23 protein-coding genes are annotated in these 21,322 nt (G+C 58.8%); 9 read left to right on the plus strand and 14 right to left on the minus strand.

Annotation, left to right across the window (positions count from 1 at the left end):
- Positions 1-51 precede the first annotated feature (51 nt).
- The gene (locus ACVWYZ_RS03680; RefSeq protein WP_049749590.1) at positions 52-630 is read right to left on the minus strand and encodes a DoxX family protein; all 579 of its coding nucleotides are present in this window, start codon (positions 628-630) and stop codon (positions 52-54) included.
- Between the two features lie 301 nt (positions 631-931).
- Here ACVWYZ_RS03680 and ACVWYZ_RS03685 point away from each other — a divergent pair, with 301 nt between their 5' ends.
- From ACVWYZ_RS03685 to ACVWYZ_RS03695, 3 genes are all read left to right on the plus strand, one after another.
- A complete protein-coding gene (locus ACVWYZ_RS03685) occupies positions 932-2,023 on the plus strand; it encodes an ABC transporter ATP-binding protein (protein WP_457466095.1) in 1,092 nt (363 codons plus the stop codon).
- A 155-nt stretch (positions 2,024-2,178) separates the two neighbouring features.
- Positions 2,179-3,246 carry a GntR family transcriptional regulator gene (locus tag ACVWYZ_RS03690; RefSeq protein ID WP_457466201.1) on the plus strand — a complete coding sequence of 356 codons (1,068 nt, stop codon included), beginning with the start codon at positions 2,179-2,181 and terminating at the stop codon, positions 3,244-3,246.
- Positions 3,247-3,360: 114 nt separating this feature from the next.
- Positions 3,361-3,843, plus strand: coding sequence for a hypothetical protein (locus ACVWYZ_RS03695; RefSeq protein ID WP_457466097.1), 483 nt, complete (start codon positions 3,361-3,363; stop codon positions 3,841-3,843).
- Here ACVWYZ_RS03695 and ribB read toward each other — a convergent pair.
- The 13 genes from ribB to ACVWYZ_RS03760 all read right to left on the minus strand — a co-directional run bounded on the left by ribB (position 3,832) and on the right by ACVWYZ_RS03760 (position 17,202).
- The gene (gene ribB, locus ACVWYZ_RS03700; protein WP_457466099.1) at positions 3,832-5,085 is read right to left on the minus strand and encodes a 3,4-dihydroxy-2-butanone-4-phosphate synthase; all 1,254 of its coding nucleotides are present in this window, start codon (positions 5,083-5,085) and stop codon (positions 3,832-3,834) included. The two genes, ACVWYZ_RS03695 and ribB, sit on opposite strands and share 12 nt — an antisense overlap.
- Before the next feature lie 98 nt (positions 5,086-5,183).
- On the minus strand, positions 5,184-6,353 hold the full coding sequence (moeB, locus tag ACVWYZ_RS03705; protein WP_414374571.1) for a molybdopterin-synthase adenylyltransferase MoeB: 1,170 nt from the start codon (positions 6,351-6,353) through the stop codon (positions 5,184-5,186).
- A gap of 2 nt (positions 6,354-6,355) precedes the next feature.
- Positions 6,356-6,637, minus strand: coding sequence for a MoaD/ThiS family protein (locus ACVWYZ_RS03710; RefSeq protein ID WP_457466101.1), 282 nt, complete (start codon positions 6,635-6,637; stop codon positions 6,356-6,358).
- A 247-nt stretch (positions 6,638-6,884) separates the two neighbouring features.
- Positions 6,885-7,373 (minus strand): M67 family metallopeptidase, encoded by a 489-nt coding sequence (locus tag ACVWYZ_RS03715; RefSeq protein WP_457466103.1) that lies wholly within the window; start codon positions 7,371-7,373, stop codon positions 6,885-6,887.
- A 161-nt stretch (positions 7,374-7,534) separates the two neighbouring features.
- Positions 7,535-7,831 carry a DUF6464 family protein gene (locus tag ACVWYZ_RS03720; protein ID WP_414329336.1) on the minus strand — a complete coding sequence of 99 codons (297 nt, stop codon included), beginning with the start codon at positions 7,829-7,831 and terminating at the stop codon, positions 7,535-7,537.
- Positions 7,832-7,950: 119 nt separating this feature from the next.
- Positions 7,951-9,384 (minus strand): argininosuccinate lyase, encoded by a 1,434-nt coding sequence (gene argH, locus ACVWYZ_RS03725; protein WP_457466105.1) that lies wholly within the window; start codon positions 9,382-9,384, stop codon positions 7,951-7,953.
- A 153-nt stretch (positions 9,385-9,537) separates the two neighbouring features.
- Positions 9,538-9,756, minus strand: coding sequence for a hypothetical protein (locus ACVWYZ_RS03730; protein WP_414356446.1), 219 nt, complete (start codon positions 9,754-9,756; stop codon positions 9,538-9,540).
- A 471-nt stretch (positions 9,757-10,227) separates the two neighbouring features.
- Positions 10,228-11,943, minus strand: coding sequence for a PP2C family protein-serine/threonine phosphatase (locus ACVWYZ_RS03735; RefSeq protein ID WP_457466108.1), 1,716 nt, complete (start codon positions 11,941-11,943; stop codon positions 10,228-10,230).
- A 96-nt stretch (positions 11,944-12,039) separates the two neighbouring features.
- Positions 12,040-13,209 carry a glycosyltransferase family 4 protein gene (locus ACVWYZ_RS03740; RefSeq protein WP_414374574.1) on the minus strand — a complete coding sequence of 390 codons (1,170 nt, stop codon included), beginning with the start codon at positions 13,207-13,209 and terminating at the stop codon, positions 12,040-12,042.
- A gap of 139 nt (positions 13,210-13,348) precedes the next feature.
- Positions 13,349-14,893 (minus strand): MFS transporter, encoded by a 1,545-nt coding sequence (locus tag ACVWYZ_RS03745; RefSeq protein WP_457466110.1) that lies wholly within the window; start codon positions 14,891-14,893, stop codon positions 13,349-13,351.
- Between the two features lie 147 nt (positions 14,894-15,040).
- Positions 15,041-15,385, minus strand: a complete 345-nt coding sequence (locus ACVWYZ_RS03750; protein WP_414329330.1) for an MgPME-cyclase complex family protein — start codon at positions 15,383-15,385, stop codon at positions 15,041-15,043.
- A gap of 73 nt (positions 15,386-15,458) precedes the next feature.
- Positions 15,459-15,920 carry a hypothetical protein gene (locus ACVWYZ_RS03755; RefSeq protein ID WP_457396161.1) on the minus strand — a complete coding sequence of 154 codons (462 nt, stop codon included), beginning with the start codon at positions 15,918-15,920 and terminating at the stop codon, positions 15,459-15,461.
- 163 nt (positions 15,921-16,083) lie between these two features.
- Positions 16,084-17,202 (minus strand): class I SAM-dependent methyltransferase, encoded by a 1,119-nt coding sequence (locus ACVWYZ_RS03760; RefSeq protein WP_457466112.1) that lies wholly within the window; start codon positions 17,200-17,202, stop codon positions 16,084-16,086.
- A gap of 255 nt (positions 17,203-17,457) precedes the next feature.
- On the opposite strand from ACVWYZ_RS03760, the gene ACVWYZ_RS03765 reads away from it, so the two are divergent.
- The 6 genes from ACVWYZ_RS03765 to ACVWYZ_RS03790 all read left to right on the plus strand — a co-directional run bounded on the left by ACVWYZ_RS03765 (position 17,458) and on the right by ACVWYZ_RS03790 (position 21,276).
- Positions 17,458-18,120 (plus strand): response regulator, encoded by a 663-nt coding sequence (locus tag ACVWYZ_RS03765; RefSeq protein ID WP_457466114.1) that lies wholly within the window; start codon positions 17,458-17,460, stop codon positions 18,118-18,120.
- Entirely contained in the window at positions 18,113-18,805 is a 693-nt protein-coding gene (locus ACVWYZ_RS03770) for a queuosine precursor transporter (RefSeq protein ID WP_457466116.1), read from the plus strand. Before ACVWYZ_RS03765 ends, ACVWYZ_RS03770 begins: the two co-directional genes overlap by 8 nt.
- Positions 18,806-18,947: 142 nt before the next feature.
- Entirely contained in the window at positions 18,948-19,133 is a 186-nt protein-coding gene (gene psbZ / locus ACVWYZ_RS03775) for a photosystem II reaction center protein PsbZ (RefSeq protein WP_011433643.1), read from the plus strand.
- 336 nt (positions 19,134-19,469) lie between these two features.
- A complete protein-coding gene (locus tag ACVWYZ_RS03780) occupies positions 19,470-19,988 on the plus strand; it encodes a DUF2808 domain-containing protein (RefSeq protein ID WP_414374581.1) in 519 nt (172 codons plus the stop codon).
- A 222-nt stretch (positions 19,989-20,210) separates the two neighbouring features.
- Positions 20,211-21,053, plus strand: a complete 843-nt coding sequence (locus ACVWYZ_RS03785; protein WP_457466118.1) for an undecaprenyl-diphosphate phosphatase — start codon at positions 20,211-20,213, stop codon at positions 21,051-21,053.
- An 85-nt stretch (positions 21,054-21,138) separates the two neighbouring features.
- Complete coding sequence (locus tag ACVWYZ_RS03790) at positions 21,139-21,276, plus strand: DUF4351 domain-containing protein (RefSeq protein WP_414374584.1); 138 nt, start codon at positions 21,139-21,141, stop codon at positions 21,274-21,276.
- Positions 21,277-21,322: the final 46 nt, after the last annotated feature.

Consider the following 21,322-nt stretch of genomic DNA (forward strand, 5'->3'; position numbering starts at 1 on the left):
TCAGAGGGAGAGAGGAGCAGCCTCGCCGCTATCGGGAATGGCCACCAAAGCTCAGGATCCGGTGGTCTTGGCGGCCTCGGCCTCTTCCTCGCCCAGCGCAATTACCCGTTCCGTGGCCTGCAACGAAGACTGCAAGCTCTCCAACTTTTCCCGGCTGGCGCGGTTCAGCCACGACTCGATTGCATTCACCAAGAGCTGATCCACAGAGAACCAGCCCCCCCCATTCACCGCAAAGGCCAGGAAGATCGCTGCGTAGATGGCGGATAGCTCCAAGTAGGGAACGCTGAAGCCGGCCACCTTAATGTGATGGAACATGGCCACCGCCATCGTGGCGAACAAGCCCAGTGCTGCCCCTCGGGTCAACAAACCCAACGCCACCATCGGAGCTGCGATCAGCTCGGTATAGGCAGCCACATAAGCGAAGAAGATCGGGAAGGGCAACCCGATCACTTCTACATAAGCCGTCGCAAACCCTTCAATATCTGCCAGTTTGTCAAGGCCGTTGTGAATCATGAATAGCCCTGCCACCACCCGCAAAACGGTCCACGCCACTTGAGACCAGCGCGGAGTTACGCTGTCGTGACGCAAAGCTGAGGCGAGTAGCACGGGAAACTGCTGAGAGGGTGCCATAGGATAAAACCTGCGATGCAAAGATGAGCAAAGATTCTAACTTATTGTAACGATTCTAAATTTCTGTAACAAGATGGGGTTCAGATCCCCAGTGGTCAAGGGATCCCATGCAAAAACAGGGATCCCATGCAAAAACAAGGCCTCCGGCCCGCTTTCGCGACCGGTCGGGTGGGTTTCCGGCGAGCTTTCACCCTCGCACACCACCTCTGCTCTTGGCCTGGGACTTTTCCGGCCTTGCTGAGACCTGTCAACCTCTGTAAATGGATCCCTCATAATGGGTTCATTGGCTGACCCTGTCGCTATGATTGCCGAATCTGTCCTCGCCTCTGATGTCAGCTCCGCCAAATCCCAAGCCGGGAGAGAGGAGGGATCCCCACCTGCCATTCGTTTGCGGAGGGTCAGCCGCAACTTTTCCGGGATCCAAGCGGTGGACGGGGTGGATTTGGAGGTGCAGCAGGGGGAGTTTTTTACGTTGTTGGGGCCGTCGGGTTCGGGCAAAACCACCTGTTTGCGGATGATCGCGGGCTTTGAGCGTCCGGATGAGGGGCAGATCGAATTGAACGGCCAGAATGTTTTGGGTCTGCCGCCCTACCGACGGCCTGTGAACACGGTGTTTCAGGACTATGCTCTCTTCCCCCACATGACGGTGGCGGAGAACGTTGGCTACAGCTTGATGATCCGCGGCATACCGCCGAAGGAGCGCCAAAAGCGAGTGCAAGAGGCGCTGGAGCTGGTACAACTGCCCGATCTGGGATCCCGTAAACCCAGCCAACTTTCAGGGGGGCAACGGCAACGGGTGGCCTTGGCGCGGGCTTTGGTTGGCCGACCGCAGGTGCTCTTGCTGGATGAACCTTTGGGGGCGCTGGATTTGAAGTTGCGCCAACAGATGCAGTTTGAACTCAAGGCCCTACAACACCGCCTTGGTCTCACCTTTTTGTACGTCACCCACGACCAAGAAGAGGCCCTGACCATGAGCGATCGTATTGCTGTGTTCAATCGCGGGCGCATCGAACAGGTGGGATCCCCGGCAGAGCTCTACGAGCGACCTGCCACCCGGTTTGTAGCCGGTTTTATCGGCCAAACCAACTTGATCGAGGGATCCCTGGCGGAACGATGCGTGGGAGAAGCGGCCCTGTTTGCTTTGCGCCCGGAGCACATTCGGATTGACTTATCTGAAGAAGGGATCCCCGATGGCCACTGCCGCTTGCGGGGACGGATTTGCGACACTGCTTATCTAGGGGCTTTCATTCGCTATCAGGTATGGGTGTCCGGCTTTGAGATGAAACTTTTGGCTGTGCAACCCAACCCCGGCCTGAATTTGCGGCAGCTACCGGAAGGGATGGAGGTGACTTTGAGTTGGGATCCCAGCCGGATGCACCGCATCCCCGAATAGGGCTCTCAATCCCGATCTCCTCTGGAGCTTGTCTATCCGGCGTCGGCGCTATCTTGCAGGCAGTTGACACTCCCGCCGACTGAAGTCGAGGGATTCTTACGTAGCCCAGAAACGGGCTCGCAACGGCGTTGTCAAAGGGAGAAAAACGGGCCATGATGCGCATTTCCATCCAGCCGGGGAGCGGGATCCCTGGCTCCGTGCAGCTCTTTAATTTGCTCTGCTTCGCCATTGCCTGTGGGCAGTTTCCTCCCGGCTGCCGCCTGCCCAGCACCCGTCAATTGGCCATGCAAACGGGCCTGCATCGCAACACCATCCACAAGGTTTACCGCCAATTGGAGGCCATGGGCCTGGTGGAAACTCGGGCCGCCTCCGGCATCTACGTGAGCGGCACTGCCCGGCATGCGGTCACCGCCTCCCCCCTTCGCGTCAGCGGTGCGGAGCACTTTCTCAACCCAAATCTGGATCGATCCAAACAGGCCCTGCAACAGGTGCGTCAGGGCATCGATCAGCTTCAGCAGCAAGGCTTTTCTCTGGAGCAGGTACGGGATCTGCTGCTGGCGGAGATCGATTGGCGGTTGCGCTGCAGTGCTCAAGTGCTGGTGTGTGTGCCCAACCGGGATTTGGGTACAGGACAACTGATGGCCCAGCAAATCCAGCAAACTCTGGGCATCCGGGTACAGTTGGTGCCCCTGGAGGATCTGGCCACCGTTCTGGATCAGATCCATTCCGGCACTGTGGTGACGCTGCACTATTTTCTCAGCGCCGTCGAGGCCATTGCCCAACCCCGGGGGGCCCGTGTTCTGACAGTGGAGGTGTCCGACTACGCCCGCGAAATTGCCCTGATCCGCCAATTGCCTTCCTACGCCTGTCTGGGGCTGGTGAGCATCAGCACTGCCCTGCTGGAGGTTGCCGAGGTGATTGTCTACAGTCTGCGGGGAGACCTGCTGGTGCTGACGGCAGTGATCTCGGATACGGAACGGGTGGGATCCCTAATCCGCCGCGCCCATACCCTCATCTGCGATGAGGCCAGCTACCCTACCCTGCGCGCCTTGGTGCGCCAAGCCCGAGCCGATCTAATCCGCACACCCAACCTAGTCTGCGCCACCCCCCACATCGGAGAAGCGGCTATGGCCGAGCTGAGACGGGAACTGGGTGGGATCCCTGGAGCCGGAGGAGATGGGGACGCAAGCAGTAGCAGTTTGCAAGGCAAAGAAACCCATTAAGCCTTGTTGCAGGTGAGCCATTTTGCGGATGACAGGCTGCCCGATATCGTGTTTAAGTGGAAATACGGTAAAAGCTTACTCACTTTGATTCATCGCTGATCAGTCTTTACACGTATGGTGATCCTCGACTACGCCTCCGCCGATCATGACCATGTGGCGGTCACCCGGGAAGGTTTCTGGGAGGCCATCCGCTTCCAAGACCATTTTTACGTCTTCAACCGGGGCTTTTCTCAGCTGCAAGAGGCCATCGCCAGTTGCCGCTACGACATGGATCACGGATCCCTGATCAGCCTGGTGGTGGTGCGCCCTCAGGGCTATGAAGTGTGGTCGCAGGTGGGATCCGACATTCCCGTCTTGCCGAAGCAACTCTTGAGCCCCACAGCCAGGGACTCCGTCTCGCCGGCGCGCCAGTGCTCCGCACCCCTGTCACCAGCGCGGAAGCGTCGCATAGCAATGACGGCTCCATCGGGGCCCGAACGTCCTTTCTGGTCTTTCTGGGGCTGGGGATCCAAGGCTTATGTGGTGGATGGCGAGCCGGCTGCACCCCAGTCTTTGTTCCACCATAGCCCTCGGCCCTACAACGCGCTACAGGCTTGAGCCGGAATCGGTTGCGCCAGCGTCGTGCAGCAACAGTTTCAGGGAACAGGACGGCTCCACATGCAAATTGAGATCCGGCTCTTCCACCAGCAGGGGCACGCGCTCGGCCACTTCCAGGCCAAATCCTTTCAAGCCGCTGATGTGGCGAGAGGTATTGCTGATCAGGCGCATTTTGCGCACCCCCACATCCCGTAGGATCTGGGCTCCGATGCCGTAATCGCGCAAATCCATGACCACCGGCGGCGCGGTTTCAGAAAGGCCCAGATCTTGCCGGGCGTAGGACTTGATTTGCTCGATGAGACTCAGCTCCTGCTCTTGCCGGCGCAGGTACACCAGTACCCCCTTGCCTTGGTGGTCGATCATTTTCAGGGCGGCGGTCAATTGGCGGCGACAATCGCAGCGCAGGGATCCCAGCGCATCCCCCAGGGGACACTCCACATGCACGCGCACCAGGACGGGCTCAGCGGCAAATTGGGTCGGATCCCCTTTCACCAAGGCCAGGTGCTCGACTTGGTTGAGGCTATCGCGGTAGCCGTAAACCCGAAACTGGCCAAACTCCGTTGGCAGGGTGGCGGCAGCCTCTCGGTGAACCAGTTGTTCGGTGCGCAAGCGGTACTCGATGAGGTGGGCGATGGTGATGATCTTCAAATCGTGCTGACGGGCATATTCGATCAACTGGGGCAGGCGGGCCATGGAGCCATCCGGGTTTTGGATCTCGCAAATCACCCCTGCCGGATACAGCCCGGCCAACATCGCCAGATCCACCGCTGCTTCCGTATGGCCAGCCCGTTTGAGTACTCCGCCCTCCCGTGCCCGCAGCGGAAAGACATGCCCAGGCCGGCGCAGATCTTCCGGTCGCGTGTGCGGGTGAATGGCCGCCTGAATGGTGCGAGAGCGATCGGCAGCGGAAATGCCGGTGGAAACTCCAGCCTCTGGCCCAGCATCAATGCTGACGGTGAAGGCAGTTTGGTTGCTGTCGGTGTTCTGCCCCACCATCAGCGGGATCTTCAGCTCATCGAGGCGGGATCCCTGCATGGCCAGGCAGATAAGGCCCCGCCCGTAGGTGGCCATGAAGTTGATAGCTTGGGGCGTGGCAAACTGGGCAGCACAGACCAGATCCCCTTCGTTTTCTCGGTTTTCGTCATCGACCACGATGACCATGCGACCACACTTGAGGTCTTCGAGGGCTTCGGGGATGGAGTGGAAGATCGTTTCTGTCTCGGCCTGCGGGATGGCACTCATGGAAAAAGGGAGAATCTGGCGCAACCGGCCCTGCGCACCGGATCTACCGGATCTATGCTAGAGCAAACCGGGCGACAGGTAGGGATCCCAAGGCAGGGTCAGTACTTGGGAATCGAGGGATCGTAAGCCTCCGCCCAGGCGAGGATCCCCCCGCGCAGGTTTTTTCCTTGGATCCCGGCAGCTTGCAGGATCTTCAGGGCTTTGGCCGAGCGTGCCCCACTCTTGCAGTGGACGATCAGCTCTGAGCCGTTAAGGAGGCGACGCACCTGCTCCACCCCATCGCCATTTTCAATTTGGGGCAAGGGGATCAGGTGAGCACCGGGGATCCGGCCTATCTCCCACTCATTTGGGTTGCGCACATCGACCAACACAAAGTCTTGGTGAGCATCCATCCGCGCTTTCAGCTCGGCCACAGTGATCTCGGGGATCTCTGTCTGGCCAGCTTGTTCTGTGGCTTGGGCTGGCGGGATCCCGCAGAACTGTTCGTAGTCGATCAGCTCAGTGATGGGCGGAGTAGCCGGGTTTTTGCGCAGCTTCAGCTCCCGGAAGCTCATGTTCAGGGCATCGTAAAGCAGCAGCCGCCCACTTAGGGTTGTGCCCACGCCCAGCAGGATCTTCACGGTTTCGGTAGCTTGAATAACACCGATGATGCCGGGGAGGATCCCCAACACTCCCCCTTCGGCGCAGGAGGGCACTAGTCCTGGTGGGGGCGGCTCGGGGTAGAGATCCCGGTAGTTGGGCCCATCTTCGTAGTTGAAGACCGTCGCTTGTCCCTCGAAGCGGAAGATCGAGCCGTAGACATTGGGCTTGCCCGTCAACACACAGGCATCGTTCACCAGGTAACGGGTGGGGAAGTTATCGGTGCCATCCACAATCACGTCATAGTTGGCAAACAGCTCCAGTGCGTTGTGGGCCTTCAGGGCGGTGTTGTAAACATCCACTTGACAGTGGGGGTTGATCTCCAGGATGCGGTTCTTGGCCGATTCCACCTTCGGCTTGCCCACCCAGGAGGTGCCGTGGATCACCTGCCGCTGCAGGTTGGACACATCCACCACATCAAAATCGACAATGCCGATCCGCCCCACGCCGGCTGCCGCCAAGTACAGCAACAGGGGCGAGCCAAGGCCGCCTGTGCCGATGCACAGCACTTTGCCCGCTTTCAGCCGCTTCTGTCCTTCTAGGCCCACCTCGGGCAGGATCAAATGCCGAGAAAACCGCTCCATCTCTTCGCGGGAGAGGCTAACTTGGCTGGTATCCAGGTTCAACATGCTCACAACCCTCCAGCAATAGCGGGAACGATGCTGATGACGGCTTGTTCTCCCACGGGGGTGTTGTTGCCTTGGGGCAACGTGCGCACATCCTCGTCGTTGAGGTAGACATTGACAAAATTGCGCAGCTTCCCATCCTCGGTGTAGAGGTGGCGCTTCAGCTCGCCGTAGCGGGCGATGAGGTTGCTCATCACTTCGCCGACATTGCTGCCCTCGATCTCGACAGCCTCCAGGTTGTCGGTGTAGGGGCGCAGGGGAGAGGGGATCAGAACTTTGGTTGCCATGGGAGTTCGGGGAGAGATCTTGGGTATCTACTGGAGACTTTTGAGGATCCAGAGGATCTGGGCTGACCTATCCGTCTGGCCGATCTGGTTGGAGCAGTCTACGGATTTCGATGATTCAGCTATGTTACAGACAAGGTTCAGCACTAGACTACCGCTTTTTCCGGTGGTACCCATCCCAGCTTTCAAGGATCCCAACTGAACTTAGCCGTGAATTTCAGCCTCAAACAGCGGCAAAGCCCAAACGACTCTAGCTTGCCAAAGCCGGGAGCGAGGGGATGCGAATGTCTTCCAGCATCTGCATCGGCTCCCGTTGGGGCTGCTCCTGCTCATCCAAAACCCAGCTCACCACCTCTTCTGCCTTGCCATCGCGCACGCTGACGATCACACAGGAAAAGCCCCAGGGAAAAGCATGCTGCCGATCAAACTCGGAGGGGATGGCCGCATGGTTGGGATGGGAATGATAGGTGCCCAGGATCCCCAGCCCTTTGCGCACCGCATGGTCGTTGGCCCGCTTGAAATCCGCCGGATCGATCAAGAAGCGGCGGCGGCTGGATTCTCCGTCTGCCAGAGGGTTTTCCGCTTGATCCCAGGTGTTGGTCACCGACCAAAGCTCGTGGATGATCTTGTCGGATCCCCGGATTTCCCCAATTAAAATGCCGCAGCTCTCGTGGGGAAAGGCTTGTTCGCCGTGCTGGCGGATGCTGTGAAGGTGGTCTGCCGAGAGGTAGAGGGCCATGAATCTCGCCTTTGCCGATGGAGTTACCGTTCTTTTATTCTGGCACAAGTTGGCCGGGGATCCCTCAACTTAGCTACAGCGGATGCCATTGGGGCGCAACGGGCAGGCCGTTCCGCAGAGGCCGCCGCTGCTGAAAATGTTCGGCCACCAGTGTGGCGCGGTCAGACCCGTCCATCGAGTGAACCCAGAGGTGGCTCTGGCTTTGGAGGGGTGACGGGGGCATAGTGGGGGCAACCCTGGCACGGCCCTTGGGGATGGACGGCACAGCGCAACCAAGCCGAGTGGGCACTGAAAACACAAGAGGGATCCCCCAGGGGTGGGCCAAATTCGCCGGCCCGTTGACGGCGCAGCAGCACCACTTGCCGTCGCCAATCTTGCAAAAATCGGCTGTAGGCGCGTTCCCGCCAGCGACGCTTGGCCGCATTTTCGAGGACGTGGGCGGTGAGGTTATCCAACATGGAACGATACCCAGGGAAGAGGCCAACAGGCTGGGAGTTGCGTTGGATGGCTGAGAACCTCAGGATGGCACACTCTGGCGAGGAGAACCTAAGAACTGTAAACTCTCCTATAGATTGGTTTAAGTTTGTGGCGTTCCTCCCGATGGCTCTGGCTGCTGGTGGCGGGCCTGGGCCCGTTGCAGGGCTTCTCGCACCACAGCAAAGCCCGTTCCCCCGGCGCTGAGCCGCGTGGCCACCACCTGGCGGGGCTCAATGGCCGTCAAAATGTCCGCCTCAAAGGCCGGGTGGAAGGTTTTCCAGCGCTCCAAGGGCAGATCCCGCAGCAGGATCCCCTCTGCCAAACAAATGCGCACAATCTGCCCCACCAAATCATGGGCTGTGCGAAAGGGGATCCCTTTGCGCACCAGGTAGTCGGCCACATCGGTGGCGTTGGAGAAATCTTCCTGCACAGCAGCGGCCATGCGCTCAGGTTGAAATTGGATCCCTTCCCGCAGCAGAAGGGTCATCGCCTCTAGGCAGGCTTTCAGGGTATCGACCGTGTCGAATAGCCCCTCTTTGTCTTCTTGGAGGTCTTTGTTGTAGGCCAGCGGCAGCCCCTTCAAGGTGACCAACAAAGCCTGGAGATGGCCAAACACCCGCCCCGCCTTGCCGCGCACCAGCTCCGGCACATCGGGATTTTTCTTCTGGGGCATGAGGCTGGAGCCGGTGGCACAGGCATCGGTGAGGGTGACAAAGCCGAACTCCTGGGAAGCCCAGAGGATCACCTCTTCCGAGAGGCGGCTGAGATGCACCAAAATCAAGCTGGCGGCAGCGTGGAACTCCACCAGGTAGTCTCGGTCGCTGACGGCATCCAAGCTGTTGGCGCTGATCCGCTCAAATCCCAGCAGATGGGCGGTGAGCTGCCGATCAATGGGCAGGGAAGTGCCGGCCAAAGCTCCGGATCCGAGAGGACAGACATTCGCCTCTTCCCGCACCCGCCCCAGCCGTTGCCAGTCTCGCCAGAGCATTTCTTCATAGGCCAAGAGGTGGTGGGCTAAGCTAATCGGCTGAGCCCGTTGCAGATGGGTGTAGCCGGGCAGGATCGTCTCCAGATGCCGCTCGGCCAAGTCCAACAAAACTCCGCGCAGCTCCCAGAGAGCTTGACGAAGGTGATCGATTTGATCCCGCAGATAGAGGCGCAGATCGGTGGCCACTTGGTCGTTGCGGGAGCGCCCGGTATGCAGTTTTTTTCCCACTTCCCCCACCAAAGCCACCAAACGACGCTCGACGGCATAGTGGACATCCTCTGCCTCTGGATCGGGCCGGAAGGTGCCGGCAGCCGCCTCCTGTTGGATCTGCTCCAATCCCTGCCGGATCTGGTCGGCCTCTTGCCGGGTCAGGATGCCACAAGCGGCCAACATTTGCACATGAGCCAGGGATCCGGCCACATCGTAGGGCAGCAGGCGGATGTCGAAGCCGATGCTGGCGTTGAAGCGGGCGATGGCAGGATGCAGGGATCCCTCGAAGCGTTGGCTCCAGGGGCGAGGGGTGGAAGTTACCGTCGGCTCAGACATCGGCTGGGAACCGGAAGAATGGGGAGAAGGATTGACCACCGTAGGAAGACCCCACTGCAGTTGTGGAGAAAAAACACAGAAACCGACCGCCGACGGCCAAAACCCCGCCGGCCCAGGCCCAATGGATCCAGCTAGAGCAATGGTGACAAGGCCCTAGTGGGAGCTGGTGATGCTCTTGAGCATGTAGCCCACTACGATCCCTGCCAAGAGCGCCCAAATTTGGCCCGATTCCACAAAGCCATTCCAACCCTTGCGGATATCGCCCAGCACATCCTGTCGGAACACCTGCCCGACAATCATTTCCGTCTGGAAAGCCGCGGGGGCCGGCAAGTAAACCGAGGCGGTTTCAGACCCAGAAGGAGAGAAGTTCATGGTTGTACCTCAGGTGTAGATAACACAGTGCAGCCAACCTGGTAGCTCCACCAGCTAGAGCGTACCGCTCTGAAAGACCTACGAAACGCCAACAAACACTTCCACTCGCACCGGCGGCGCGGAGTGCTCAGCGTCTGCCGCGCTTCTGCTTTCTTCCTGCCTTAACGAACTATGGCTGGCAGCAGAGATCACCCCCACTGCCCCGCCAGAGGGATCTCCACAGGCGTGACTTCCCCGCAAGCTGCAGGTAGCCGCTCCTTGCTCTCTGAGAGAGCCACACAGACTAAAGCTGGAGCAGGCTTTAGCCCATGCAGAACGCATGCCAGAACTAACCAACTAGCCTAGTAGTCCGGCAAAACCACGTCAACCAACCCACCGTTGCTGCCCAGCCCAGTAGCGTTGAGTAGCTTGCTTGAGCTATTGTGAGCGTTGCGGCCTGCTGTCATTAACCCTGAGTTTGAACTTTTTTAGCTAGGCTGGCTCGGAGTCGGGCAACACCTTCAACACCACCAGCGTTGTATCGTCCACGGGCTCAGGCCGCAGGGAAATCTCGTCCTGCAACAGGAGCTCTGGATCCTCGGGCAGCCATAGGGGAAGAGGGTGGGATCCCCGGCGGCCTCGGAAGGCATCCATCTGCTCAAACAAGCTCTCCAAGATGTCTTCGGGGGAGTCGTAGCGACAGGCAGCATACTGGATGGCGTCCATCAGCCCAGAGGTTTCCAAGCGCTCGCCGCGGGTGTTGGCTGTCTCCGTGTAGCCATCGGTGTAGTACACCACCACATCCCCCGGTTGCAGTTGCACGCAGCTTTCCGAGTAGTGGCTGTTCCCCTCCAAGCCGATCAGCGCCCCCTCTGTGTCCAGGGGTTGAATTTGCCGGGTGCGGGCTTGCCACCACAGGGTGGGGTTGTGGGCCGCGTTGCTGAAGCAGAGGCGATGGGAGCGGGGATCGTACTCCGAATAAAACAGGCTGATGAAGCGATTGGAGTTTTCCAGATCGCTGTACATGGCCCGATTCAAGCGCTGCAAAACATGGGCCGGCGAATGGCGGTTGAGGGCTTCCGCCCGCACCATGGCCCGGGTCATGCTCATCAACAGGCCGGCAGGTACCCCTTTACCCATTACATCTCCAATGACAATACCCAAGCGAAAGTCTTCAGCTTCTTCAAATGAGGCTGGAGGGGCAGCCGGATCCGATGTTTCCGGTCGTTCGCCGGGAATCTTGATGAAGTCGTAGTAGTCACCCCCCACTTTGCTGGCCACCCGGCAACGGGCTGCCAAGCGAATCCCCTTGACTTGAGGGCACTCCCGAGGTAGCAGTTGGGTCTGGATGTAGGAGCCGATCTCCATCTCTTTTTCCAGGGCCATCTTGCGGCGCAAGGCTGCCGTCAAGCGGTCATTTTCGATGGCCACCCCTGCCTGATCGGCGACCAAGCGCAACAGTTGTTGGCGACGTTCATCCCAGTGGTAGCCAGGCTGACGGCTGAAGACGTACAAGCGACCCTGGACAGAGTTGCGAATCAGCAGCGGCGTGCCGAAAAGGCGTACATCCGGCCCCAAGCTCTGGCAGAACCGTTCGTCCAAGAGGTGTTCAAGGGCAGGGATCTTAACAGACAGGGATCCCTCCGTTTTGAGGATGGGCTCTTGAGCCGAGAGGGTCTGGGTAATTTGCTCCATCTCAGCCCGAATCTGCTCGCGGTGATTGAGATCAGAGCAATGCAGTTGATCCAACTGGATGGTGCCGTTGGGATTGAACAAAACCAGGGCTCCCCCTTCGGCATCGGTCAGTTGGCTGGCCACAAAAGCCGTCAGCTCCAGGATCTGGTTCAAGTTGTTAAAGGAGCGCAGGGCAAAAGCCAACCACGCCAGCAGATACTGCATCCGATAGTGTTCTCTCCCCAGCTCTGCCACGCGATCCGGCATTGCAGGGGCAGGCACAATGGCCGGCTTGACCTCCGGCAGCTCTCTATCATCGGACGCAACGGCACCTGAAGAGGTGGGATCCCCATCCTGGCTGGCCTGAGCTGAGCGCAAGTCCCCCGGAGTGTCCGTAGGCGGCAGCGACGGAGCATTGGGGGGAAAGGGACTTTTGCCTGAATCCTGGGCCAGCAAGGACTCTGACCCCAAAGAGCTCGACAGCCCGGCAGAGGGCTGCCCTGAAACGGCCTTTTGGGGGCTGTGATCATCCATCGGGAAGGCTGGCTTAATCCCTTGGAAACGTAACGAAACAGCTTAGCAAAAATCTCACAAGCTTTATCACACAAAGATCAAGATCCTCATTTTCCCTCACACCCGGCGAGGCTGACGGGATCCCTGGCACAGTTCCCGGTAGAGCTGTTCCACCTGGTTGATGTTGTGGCTGAGGGTATAGCGCTCCAGCACCCGCTGGCGGGCCTTCATCCCCAGCAGTTGGGTAAACTCCCGTTGATCCCGCAGCAAAGGCAACAGCGTTTGCAGCTCCGCCGTCACCCGTGTCGGATCCAGCAGGATCCCGGCTCCATCGGCCAAAACCTCGCCATCGGCACCCACATCGGTGGCCACTGCTGCCAGCCCACAGGCCATCGCCTCCAACAGGGACAAAGAGAGCCCCTCGATTAAAGAGGGCAAAATAAACACATCGGCTCCTCGCAAGATCTCGATGCGTTGCTGCTCGTCGGCAATATAGCCCAGCCAGTGGATCCCATGTTGAAGGGTGTAGAAGGGCTTGAGGGTGTTGAGCAGCGGCCCATCCCCCACGATCAGCAGACCACACTTCTCCCCCATTTGGGAGTGTTTCCAAGCCTTGAGCAGGGCCTCCAGGTTTTTCTCCGGCGAAACCCGCCCCTGATAGACGAAGATCCGCTCCAGTCCCAACCGCTGTTTGAGGGTGGAGGGCCCAGGCGCATACTTGTCCACATCGACCCCATTGGGAATGACCACCACCTGTTGGGGGCGCACCCCCAGCTTGACCAAGATCTCCCGCTGCGTTTCCGAGAAGACGATGGTGCGGTGATAGTTGGCCAAACACGGTGCGTAGAGCTGGTAGGCCAAGTATTGGGTGCGAGAGGCGATGTTGCGCCGCCGTCGGTCGAAGGCAGGGTGGAAAGTAGCCACCAGCGGCTGGTTGAGCTCAGCGCAGATCTCCGGCAACACAAAGTCGATGGGAGAAATGGTCAAGGAGGCATGCACCAGATCCGGCTGCAATTCCTTGAGAGCCTGGGTGAGCAACCGCTTGGCGTTGGGGGCCGGGATCGTGTAAATCTGCGATTTGTACAGACAGGGGAGGGAAACGTCTCGACGATCCAGCTCCGCCCTCCAGCCTTCACCACCGGGATCCAGAGCGGGCGATTGGCCGTCGTTGGTGAAGTGAAAAAAGCTAACCTGATGTCCCCGATCCAAAAGGCCGTTGGTCACCTCGCGGCTATAGGTGACGTTGCCACAGAAAGGTGTTTTTTTGCCTATCCAGGCGATGTGCATGGGCGGATCCCCGCGGAGCTAAAACGCTGAGCTGCAAAGGGAGTCTCGATGCTCAAGCCTCTACAAGAGTAGCAGAGTTAGCTCCTGCCTTGGCCCGTCCCCTCGGAAGAGGATATCCAACCTCGCGCTGCGGCAGGATTTACGAGACCTCTCTGCCCAATAGGCTCCAGGTGTACAGCCCCGCCAGCCCCGCCAGAACAGACAGGGCCAAAAACATCCAGGGAAGGCCAAGGCGGGCTTCTGCCAATCCCGTGAACACCAGCGGCAAACTGAGGGCAATGTTGGCGGCGTTGTTCTGGAGCCCAAAGATCTTGCCTCGCAGATGGTCAGGCGTTTCCTCTTGGATCAAGGTTTGCATCGGCACCGCCACCAAAGCCCCCCCACAGCCCAACAGGGCAATCCAGCCCAAGCTGGGCAGCAACCAGTGGGTCGTCCAGGATAGGGCTGCCAGAGCCCCACAGAGCAGCAGGGATCCCAGCCCAATCCAGGCGCGGCGGCTCACCCGTCGGCCCGTATGGCCGACCCAAAAGGCGCCGATCCCCATGCCCAGGCCGGCAGCGGCCAACAACACCCCGAACTGATCTGGCTTCAGCTCTGCCATCACTTCTGCCATGCGCACCGCCAACACTGCCAGCGCCGCAAACAGCGAGTAGAGCACCACCACCTGCACCAAGGCAGCTCGGATCAGGGGCATCTGGCTGACATATTGCAGGCCCAAGCGGAGATCTTCCCAGAGGTGGGGGACTTCCCAACGCCGGGGCTCTAGCTTCTCGTGGGGTTGCAGCAGCAATAGCAGGGATCCCGCCAAGAGGTAGGCTCCCCCCACCAACAGCTCCGGCCCCACTTCCCAGCCCGGCAACCAATGGCGTACCCAACGATCTGCCAGGGTTAACAGCGGCTCCCCCACGGCAAACCCGACGATCAGCGAAGCCATCATCGTGGTGGTGTACAGGGAGTTGGCCGCCAGCAGCTCTCGCTTCGGCAGGATCAGGGGCAAAGTCGCCTGCTCGGCAGGAGCAAAAAACTGGGTCAGAACCGAGACGGCAAAGCTCACCAGCAACAGCCCCGCAAACCCCAAGGGGATCCCCGGCCAAAGGTCGCGCCCGGCAGTGAGCCAGAGCAGCGGCGGCAACAGCAGCACTAGGATCCCACGCCCCAGGTTGGAGAGCACCAACACCCCTTTTTTCAGCCAGCGATCCACAAATACCCCTGCCAGGCTGCCCAATAGCATCGCCGGCAGCGTAAAAGCCAGCATGATGGCCGAGACCCAACCGCTGATGGAAGCCCCTTCGGGTTGAAATTCGCGGGCAACCAAGCCGATCAGCAGCACCAATAACACCTTGTCCGCCAACTGCGAACACACCTGCCCCATCCACAGCAGCAGGAAATTGCGTCGGCGCAGCACGGCAAGAAAGTTTCTCAGGCCCGGCTCAGCCAGACCTTGATCTTCCTCTTCCTTTTGCCCTTTTTCGGGATCCTCAGGAGGTGGCTCCGGCAGGGGATCCCCAGGAGAACACTCCGGCGAGCTGAGGGCGGGGCTTGCTGTCGGCTCAGGCAAGAGAGCTTCTGACTTCAGCCCCCAAGTTGGCGTTGACGCAGGTGGGGGATTCTGGAGAGGGGAACTGGGGTGGCAGATCCCTGCCCCTCCCTCCGGCCAGCCCCATCGTTGCTCCAAAGTCATCATGCTCCCCAGGTGACCTGCCCATTTCCCCGACGTCGGCCCCACAACAGAATGGGATCCCGTCAGCAAACAAAAGTGGAAATGGGGTGCCCCGATCTTATCTTGGCCCGCCTTCCAATCCACCAACCCAAATCTTGGGAATCGGCAGGCCTAGCTTCCTGCGGCAGACAAGGAGCGCAAGGGATCCGGGATCGACTCGCTTGGAGCCACAAAGCTGCCCTTCTCTACAAAGGTTAAGCGCAGGCTCAGCCAACGAATAAAATCCGCGTTGGTGGATACCACTGCCCCCAGGGGCTCCTTCAACTTGTCCCGCAGGGGCTTTAACTCTGGAGCTTCCATGAAGGCCGGCTGGGGCACCCAGAAGAAATCGACAGGGCAATGGCGCTCCTCGCAGTATCGACGACGCTCCTCCAGCACCTCTTCCAGAGGCTCAGAACGTAAGAAAGACAGGCTGGCAACGACAAAATGATAGGTAGTCGGTTCGGCAGCAGACATAAGATTGCTGTGGAACTGTGTTGAGAATAAAGGCTAGAGCCGAGCGTCCACCGCTCCTTGCAGATCCTCTCCCTCAGAGAGAGGCAGATTTGAGCAGATGCGGAGCCGGATCGCGGGAGCTACACAGCGGCTGACAGTCTTCCAACTGCCGGAGAACGGGTAGCCGCGCCATGACTTCCTCAGGGGGCATGGAGTGTTCTGAAGCCTGCTTGAGGGTAGGTAGAGCCTGAGCTGCCCATTCCCGAGCCCAGGGAGCGGACTCAGGAGTTTCCTTCTCCTCCAACAGCTCTTGGCAAAGGGCAGTTGAGCGCTCCAAGTCACCACTGCCCTGATATGCCATGATCAGAGCTACACGAGCCAAAACGCACTCTTCCGGATCTGCCCTAGAGCCATTGCGCTCGCTCAGGCGGTGCTCCTGTCTCTCTTGGATGGAACAGCAGTAGCAGAACGACTCGAGAAGGTTGATCGCCTCCAGGTAGCGCTCCTGCTTGAGAGCAGTAATGCCGGCGCGGAGGGATCCATGGGGGTGGGACATGAGCCTAAGCACAAGAAAAAGATCTTAGACGGACTTGCACCCAAGGGTTATCCAGTTAGTGACCCGTCTTCTTATCCAAGGTTTCGTGTCTAAAACTACTATACACCCTCTGGACAAGTGACCGCCGATTTACTCTTCCTCATTAAGCTTGTGGAAGGGGCGCTCAACCCTTACGGGCTAGGGTGTAGGCGCTGACATAGTGAGTCTCCCGGCGCAACACCGCACAGCCTGCCTGTTGCAGGCGCAACCCCAGATCGTCGTGGATGTAGTCGCGGTAGTAGGGTTCGTGGAAGGTTTGCATAAAGGCTTCCATCGTCTCCTTCAGCTCTGGCGAATCCAGCAGTTGCACCGAGTCGCAGATGACCACCACGCCCCCTGGCTTCACCACCCGACTCATCTCGTTGATGACATTTTGTCTGGCCGGGCCAGGCAGCTCATGAAAGAGAAAAACGCTGATGACGGCGTCAAAGGTGGCATCGGCATAGGGCATGGCCTCGGCGTTGGCGCGGATAAGCTGGGGCAGCTCCCCCGGCAGCTCCTGCAACAGTCGGTTGGCCTTGCGCAGATAGGCAGGAGAAAGATCCAGGCCATACAAAGCCGCTTTGGGCAGGGATCCCCGCAGCAAGCGCAGCATCCGCCCCGTGCCACAGGCTACATCGAGGATGTGGGGGCTGACCAAGGTGGGATCCAACGCATCTTTGAGCAGGCGAATCACCCGACGGCGCATTGCATCCGCTGTGCCCCCAAACAGCAGCTCCACCTGCAGGTCATAAAGCTCAGCCGAGCTGTCGCTCAGGTAGCCGTTGGTTTGGTAATGGAAATTTTGCAGGTAGTATTTCGGATAGCCCTCGGTGGAGATGTCTTGAGAAAACTCTTGGTAACGCTTGCTGTGAACCCGCCGAGTAATTTGCGGCAAATCCAACCACACCTGCGGGTAATAGCGGGCAAAGTCCAGCCAGGGGTTGTCGAACAGGAGCGCGTGAGGGTAGTACCCTGCCTCAGCATCTTGCCAGTCCGCTTGCAGGAGTTGTTCGTAACGGGCCCGCAACACCTGTAGCGTGTCAGCGCTCACCCGCACCTTGGCCCGCGGCGGCGGGGTCCTCCCGGAGGAGAAGCTTTGCAGATCCCTGAGCACGGAGAGCATCAGATCTGAAGCTTGGGTGGAGAGCGCTTTGTGGGCAAAGCCGAAGATGTTTTTGCCCCACTGAAAAGCGCGGTAGGCAGCTTCTCCGACTGGAGATGGGATCGGCAGCGACAGCTCAGGACTTAGTTGTAGGCTCATAACCCTGCAAGGTGCGAATGAAGAATGAAGGCTTAACGTTTGTTTACACTTAATTATAGCAAGGCGGCCACGCCGGGCCGGCAGCCGCTGGGCGCGGGGAAAACCTGGCGGAATTGGATCCCTGAGCACACCCCATCTGGCCAAGCAGGGGAGTACTCTAGTGGTGTCCTCAAAAGGATGTCCCCGATTGCCCTATGAGCTGGAGGAAGGGGCTGATCAGGTCGATTTGATAATGGGAAGAGGGAGCGCCTCAGCATGACAACCAAGACGGTGTTGGTCATTGACGATAGCATCATGATTCGCAAGATGGTGGCCAGCATCTTGGCCGATCAGTTCCAAGTGGTGGAGGCCAAAGACGGGTTGACAGGGCTGGAAGCGGCCAAAAAACATCACCCCGACCTGATCCTGCTGGATTTTGTCATGCCCAAGATGGATGGCTACGACACCTTGCAGGCCATCCGCCGCGAAGACAGTCTGAAAAATACTCCTATCATCATGATGTCGGGGCTGAAGGAACAGGTGACTGCCCGCATCCCTGAGCCCTTTGTCGATTTTGACTTTATCGAGAAACCGTTTGAGGCAGATGCCCTTTTGGCTCGCATCCAAAAGGCCCTCCAGGTCGCTCCTGCCGCCGCACTGGAGCCGGGATCCGAAACCAACACCCAACTGATTCTGAACCGGCTCACCGCCATCGAGACGCTGCTTATCCAAGGTACGGAAAACCTGATCCAGCGGGAAGTAGTGACGCGGCTTGCCAACCTCAACCAGCGCCTAGATCGTCAGGAGTCTCACAGCGCTAACCTAGAAGAGCAAATCCGTAAGCTCACCAGCGAAGTGGAACGGCACAGCCAGGGCTTAGCCCTAATCGTCAAAGAGCTGCGGCATATCCGTAAACTATTGGGGGGTCTTGATGGCTGAGCAAAGCTTTGAGCGCGCCTACCGACACCTGGATGCGGTGACGGCTCTATTTGTGGCCGTGCTGCTGATCTCCAACGTTGCTTCCAGCAAGATCGTTCTTCTGGGGCCCTTTACCTTTGACGGGGGCACCATTCTTTTCCCCCTCAGCTATATCTTTGGCGACATCCTCACCGAAGTCTATGGCTATGCCCGCTCGCGACGGGTGATCTGGCTGGGATTTATCTCGGCGGCCCTCATGTCGGTAACGTTCATGATCGTGGGATCCCTGCCTGCGGCCCCCGACTGGCCCTATCAAGAAGCCTACGACCAGATTCTGGGCCTGACGCCCCGCATTGTCCTGGCCAGCTTAATCGCCTATTGGGGAGGCAGCTTTGCCAACGCCTACGTACTGGCCCGGATGAAGGTGTGGACGCGGGGACGGTGGCTGTGGACGCGCACCATCGGCTCTACCTTGGTGGGCCAAGCGGTGGACACGGGTCTGTTTGTCACTTTGGCTTTTTGGGGGGTGTTCCCCGGCCTGGGCAGCTTAATACTCTCCAACTATGTGTTCAAGTGTGCCGTTGAGGTGGCGTTTACGCCCCTGACCTATGCCATTACCGGCTGGCTAAAGCAGCAAGAACAAGAAGACTACTTCGATGTGGCAACCGACTTTAACCCCTTCCGCATCCAGCCTGTATCCAGGTGAGTCCATCAACTGCCCCAACGGATTTGGCTTTGAGAGGGATCCCATTTTGGTATAGTCAAAGCGTTATCCTTTCTATCCTGCTGCCGTCCGGTGTTACCGGGAGCTTTTATCCAAGACAAGACTTTTGTGAGGGATCCGAAAGATGATGCTCGTTTTCCAAATTGCTTTGTTGGTGTTGGTGCTTTACAGCTTGCTCTTGGTGGTGGCGGTGCCAGTGCTCTACAGCTCAGCCAGCGACTGGAGCCGGGCCAAGAATGTGATTTTGGTGGGATCCCTGCTCTGGGTGCTGATGGTGATCGGGGTGGGGGTGCTGAGTTTCCTCAAGTGAAGAAGCAGTAGAAGGGCAGGGGCATCTTGCCGTTGCAATCGGCGCTGTGGGGGGCTGCACTGTGGGTATGGTGGCCCAAAGTTCTTGTTGAGATCTCTGCCAGAACTGCGTACTTGCGCACCCCGGTGAGCCCTAGGCTCTCTCGGTAGAGGGGATCCCATCCTCTACAATGGACGGCGAGGCGTCGGCCTTGCTTGCCATCGGTCAGGCTGTCTACAGGCCGCGCTAGTGAGCTTTGAAGGTGCTGAGGTGTTTCAACCAGCGGAGGTTTGGGTGTTGAGAGCAGTGATGAGAGCAGGGAAATGTTCGCAGGAACTTGGCCTTGCTCGGCGAGGCATGAGGCTGGCCTTGGCGGGCCTGTTGATGGGGAGCCTGGGATCCCTGGTGATGCCCCATTCTGCAGAGGCGCAGTCGGGTTTGGTGATCACCGGCAGTGAAGGGGTACCTGTCCTCAGCTATCGGCTCGATTTTGGCGGGGTTCGCAGTCGTTTGGATCGCTATCGCCTGACCATTCCCCCCCAGAATGTGGCGGTGGCAGAAGTGCAGATCAACGGGGACAGGAATTTCGATGGCCGCATCGATCCGGAAAGTGTCCGCCTGGAGGTAGAAGGCCGGCCTGTAGAGCTGGATCAAGTGTACTGGAACGAGGAGTTTCGCTCTCTAGAGGTGGTGGCCCGTCAACCCATTGCTGCCGGTCAGGAGATCCGTCTGGTGCTCTCCAACGTGCGCAACCCTTCATCTGCCGGTATCTACCGTGTGGAGGCGCGGGTACGGGGTACGGAACCCAACCCCCTCTTCCGGAATGTGGGCAACTGGCTGATTACCATTGAAGACCCAGAGCGGATTGGCTTCTGATCTATTGACCCGATGATCTGACCTACTGTTGATCTTTGCGGCGATCCTATAGGCACAGCCCTTTTGCGGGTCTGGGACAGCGACACCCAAGTTCCCGGCCAGTTGGGGTGGGATCCCTCTGCAAGTGTTTGTTCGCCGTGGTATGGGCTGCTGGAAAAAGCCGGAGTTCTGAGTTTTTCTAAGAATGGGGATTGTGCAAATCCGGCAAGTTTGGGTGGGGGAGTGTTTACCTTGTTGCTTGCTGACACCTGGTATCCCAATTGGTGGCAAGCTCTGATTTTGGGCATGGTGCAGGGGATCACCGAATTTCTTCCCATTAGCAGCACGGCCCATCTGCGGGTGTTTCCGGCTTTGGTGGGGTGGCCGGATGCGGGAGCTTCGTTTACGGCGGTGATCCAGTTGGGCAGTTTGGGGGCGGTGCTGATCTACTTTGCCTCTGACCTGCGCCAGTTGATCCTCGGCTCTTGGAAGGCTTGGCGAGAACGAGATTTTCAGCAGGAGCCTTGGCGGCTGTCGGTCGGGATCTTGGTGGGAACAGTGCCAATTGTGGTTGCCGGCTGGGCCATCAAGGCAATTTGGGGATCCCCGCCCCGCCAGTTGTGGGTGATCGCCACTGCAGCCATTGGCTTGGCTTTGTTGTTGGGCTGGGCAGAGCAAACGGGCAAACGCCAGCGAGACCTTCACAGCTTGGGCATTTGGGATGGGATCTGGGTAGGGCTGGCCCAAGCTTTGTCCCTGATCCCTGGGGTGTCGCGCTCCGGCTCGACGCTGACGGCAGGGCTGTTTCTCCATTTGCAGCGCTCGGCTGCCGCTCGCTACTCCTTCTTGCTGGGGATCCCGGCATTATTTTTGGCGGGGGTTGTGGAGTTTATCTCCGAGTTCGAGGCAGAGGCCCTGCTGCCGCAGGGGTTGGGGACGCTTTCGGCCTTCGTCTTTTCCTACTTGTCTATCGATTGGCTAATTCAGTTTTTGCAGCGCAGCAGCACCTGGCTGTTCATTGTTTATCGGATTGGCTTTGGCTTGTTTATTATCTTGGGTTTAGCGCTGGGGTTCCTAAGACCCTAATCAAGCTCAGTCAACTACAATCCACGGGGATCCCTGAGGTGGTCACTCCTTTCTGGCTGCTTTTCCCACTGAGAAGATTGGCAAAATGGGATCCCTGCCTGAGGAGGTGGAGGCTCAGATTCGGTCTTTATCGGTGGAGCGCTTGGAAGAGCTGGGTCTAGCCTTGCTGGAGTTCCAGTCGTTGATTGACCTCACCACCTGGCTTGATGGATTCAGCCATTAAAGGTTCAGGGCTCCGTATCATACGCTGACGAATCTAAAGATTGGGC

The sequence above is a fragment of the Thermostichus sp. MS-CIW-37 genome, assembly GCF_054060065.1.

What these genes read in the sequence shown, in the direction of transcription:
- ACVWYZ_RS03680 (WP_049749590.1), bottom strand. Translation starts at nt 630, where the DNA reads ATGGCACCCTCTCAGCAGTTTCCCGTGCTACTCGCCTCAGCTTTGCGT.
- ACVWYZ_RS03685 (WP_457466095.1), top strand. Translation starts at nt 932, where the DNA reads ATGATTGCCGAATCTGTCCTCGCCTCTGATGTCAGCTCCGCCAAATCC.
- ACVWYZ_RS03690 (WP_457466201.1), top strand. Translation starts at nt 2,179, where the DNA reads ATGCGCATTTCCATCCAGCCGGGGAGCGGGATCCCTGGCTCCGTGCAG.
- ACVWYZ_RS03695 (WP_457466097.1), top strand. Translation starts at nt 3,361, where the DNA reads ATGGTGATCCTCGACTACGCCTCCGCCGATCATGACCATGTGGCGGTC.
- ribB (WP_457466099.1), bottom strand. Translation starts at nt 5,085, where the DNA reads ATGAGTGCCATCCCGCAGGCCGAGACAGAAACGATCTTCCACTCCATC.
- moeB (WP_414374571.1), bottom strand. Translation starts at nt 6,353, where the DNA reads ATGTTGAACCTGGATACCAGCCAAGTTAGCCTCTCCCGCGAAGAGATG.
- ACVWYZ_RS03710 (WP_457466101.1), bottom strand. Translation starts at nt 6,637, where the DNA reads ATGGCAACCAAAGTTCTGATCCCCTCTCCCCTGCGCCCCTACACCGAC.
- ACVWYZ_RS03715 (WP_457466103.1), bottom strand. Translation starts at nt 7,373, where the DNA reads ATGGCCCTCTACCTCTCGGCAGACCACCTTCACAGCATCCGCCAGCAC.
- ACVWYZ_RS03720 (WP_414329336.1), bottom strand. Translation starts at nt 7,831, where the DNA reads ATGTTGGATAACCTCACCGCCCACGTCCTCGAAAATGCGGCCAAGCGT.
- argH (WP_457466105.1), bottom strand. Translation starts at nt 9,384, where the DNA reads ATGTCTGAGCCGACGGTAACTTCCACCCCTCGCCCCTGGAGCCAACGC.
- ACVWYZ_RS03730 (WP_414356446.1), bottom strand. Translation starts at nt 9,756, where the DNA reads ATGAACTTCTCTCCTTCTGGGTCTGAAACCGCCTCGGTTTACTTGCCG.
- ACVWYZ_RS03735 (WP_457466108.1), bottom strand. Translation starts at nt 11,943, where the DNA reads ATGGATGATCACAGCCCCCAAAAGGCCGTTTCAGGGCAGCCCTCTGCC.
- ACVWYZ_RS03740 (WP_414374574.1), bottom strand. Translation starts at nt 13,209, where the DNA reads ATGCACATCGCCTGGATAGGCAAAAAAACACCTTTCTGTGGCAACGTC.
- ACVWYZ_RS03745 (WP_457466110.1), bottom strand. Translation starts at nt 14,893, where the DNA reads ATGATGACTTTGGAGCAACGATGGGGCTGGCCGGAGGGAGGGGCAGGG.
- ACVWYZ_RS03750 (WP_414329330.1), bottom strand. Translation starts at nt 15,385, where the DNA reads ATGTCTGCTGCCGAACCGACTACCTATCATTTTGTCGTTGCCAGCCTG.
- ACVWYZ_RS03755 (WP_457396161.1), bottom strand. Translation starts at nt 15,920, where the DNA reads ATGTCCCACCCCCATGGATCCCTCCGCGCCGGCATTACTGCTCTCAAG.
- ACVWYZ_RS03760 (WP_457466112.1), bottom strand. Translation starts at nt 17,202, where the DNA reads ATGAGCCTACAACTAAGTCCTGAGCTGTCGCTGCCGATCCCATCTCCA.
- ACVWYZ_RS03765 (WP_457466114.1), top strand. Translation starts at nt 17,458, where the DNA reads ATGACAACCAAGACGGTGTTGGTCATTGACGATAGCATCATGATTCGC.
- ACVWYZ_RS03770 (WP_457466116.1), top strand. Translation starts at nt 18,113, where the DNA reads ATGGCTGAGCAAAGCTTTGAGCGCGCCTACCGACACCTGGATGCGGTG.
- psbZ (WP_011433643.1), top strand. Translation starts at nt 18,948, where the DNA reads ATGATGCTCGTTTTCCAAATTGCTTTGTTGGTGTTGGTGCTTTACAGC.
- ACVWYZ_RS03780 (WP_414374581.1), top strand. Translation starts at nt 19,470, where the DNA reads ATGAGGCTGGCCTTGGCGGGCCTGTTGATGGGGAGCCTGGGATCCCTG.
- ACVWYZ_RS03790 (WP_414374584.1), top strand. Translation starts at nt 21,139, where the DNA reads ATGGGATCCCTGCCTGAGGAGGTGGAGGCTCAGATTCGGTCTTTATCG.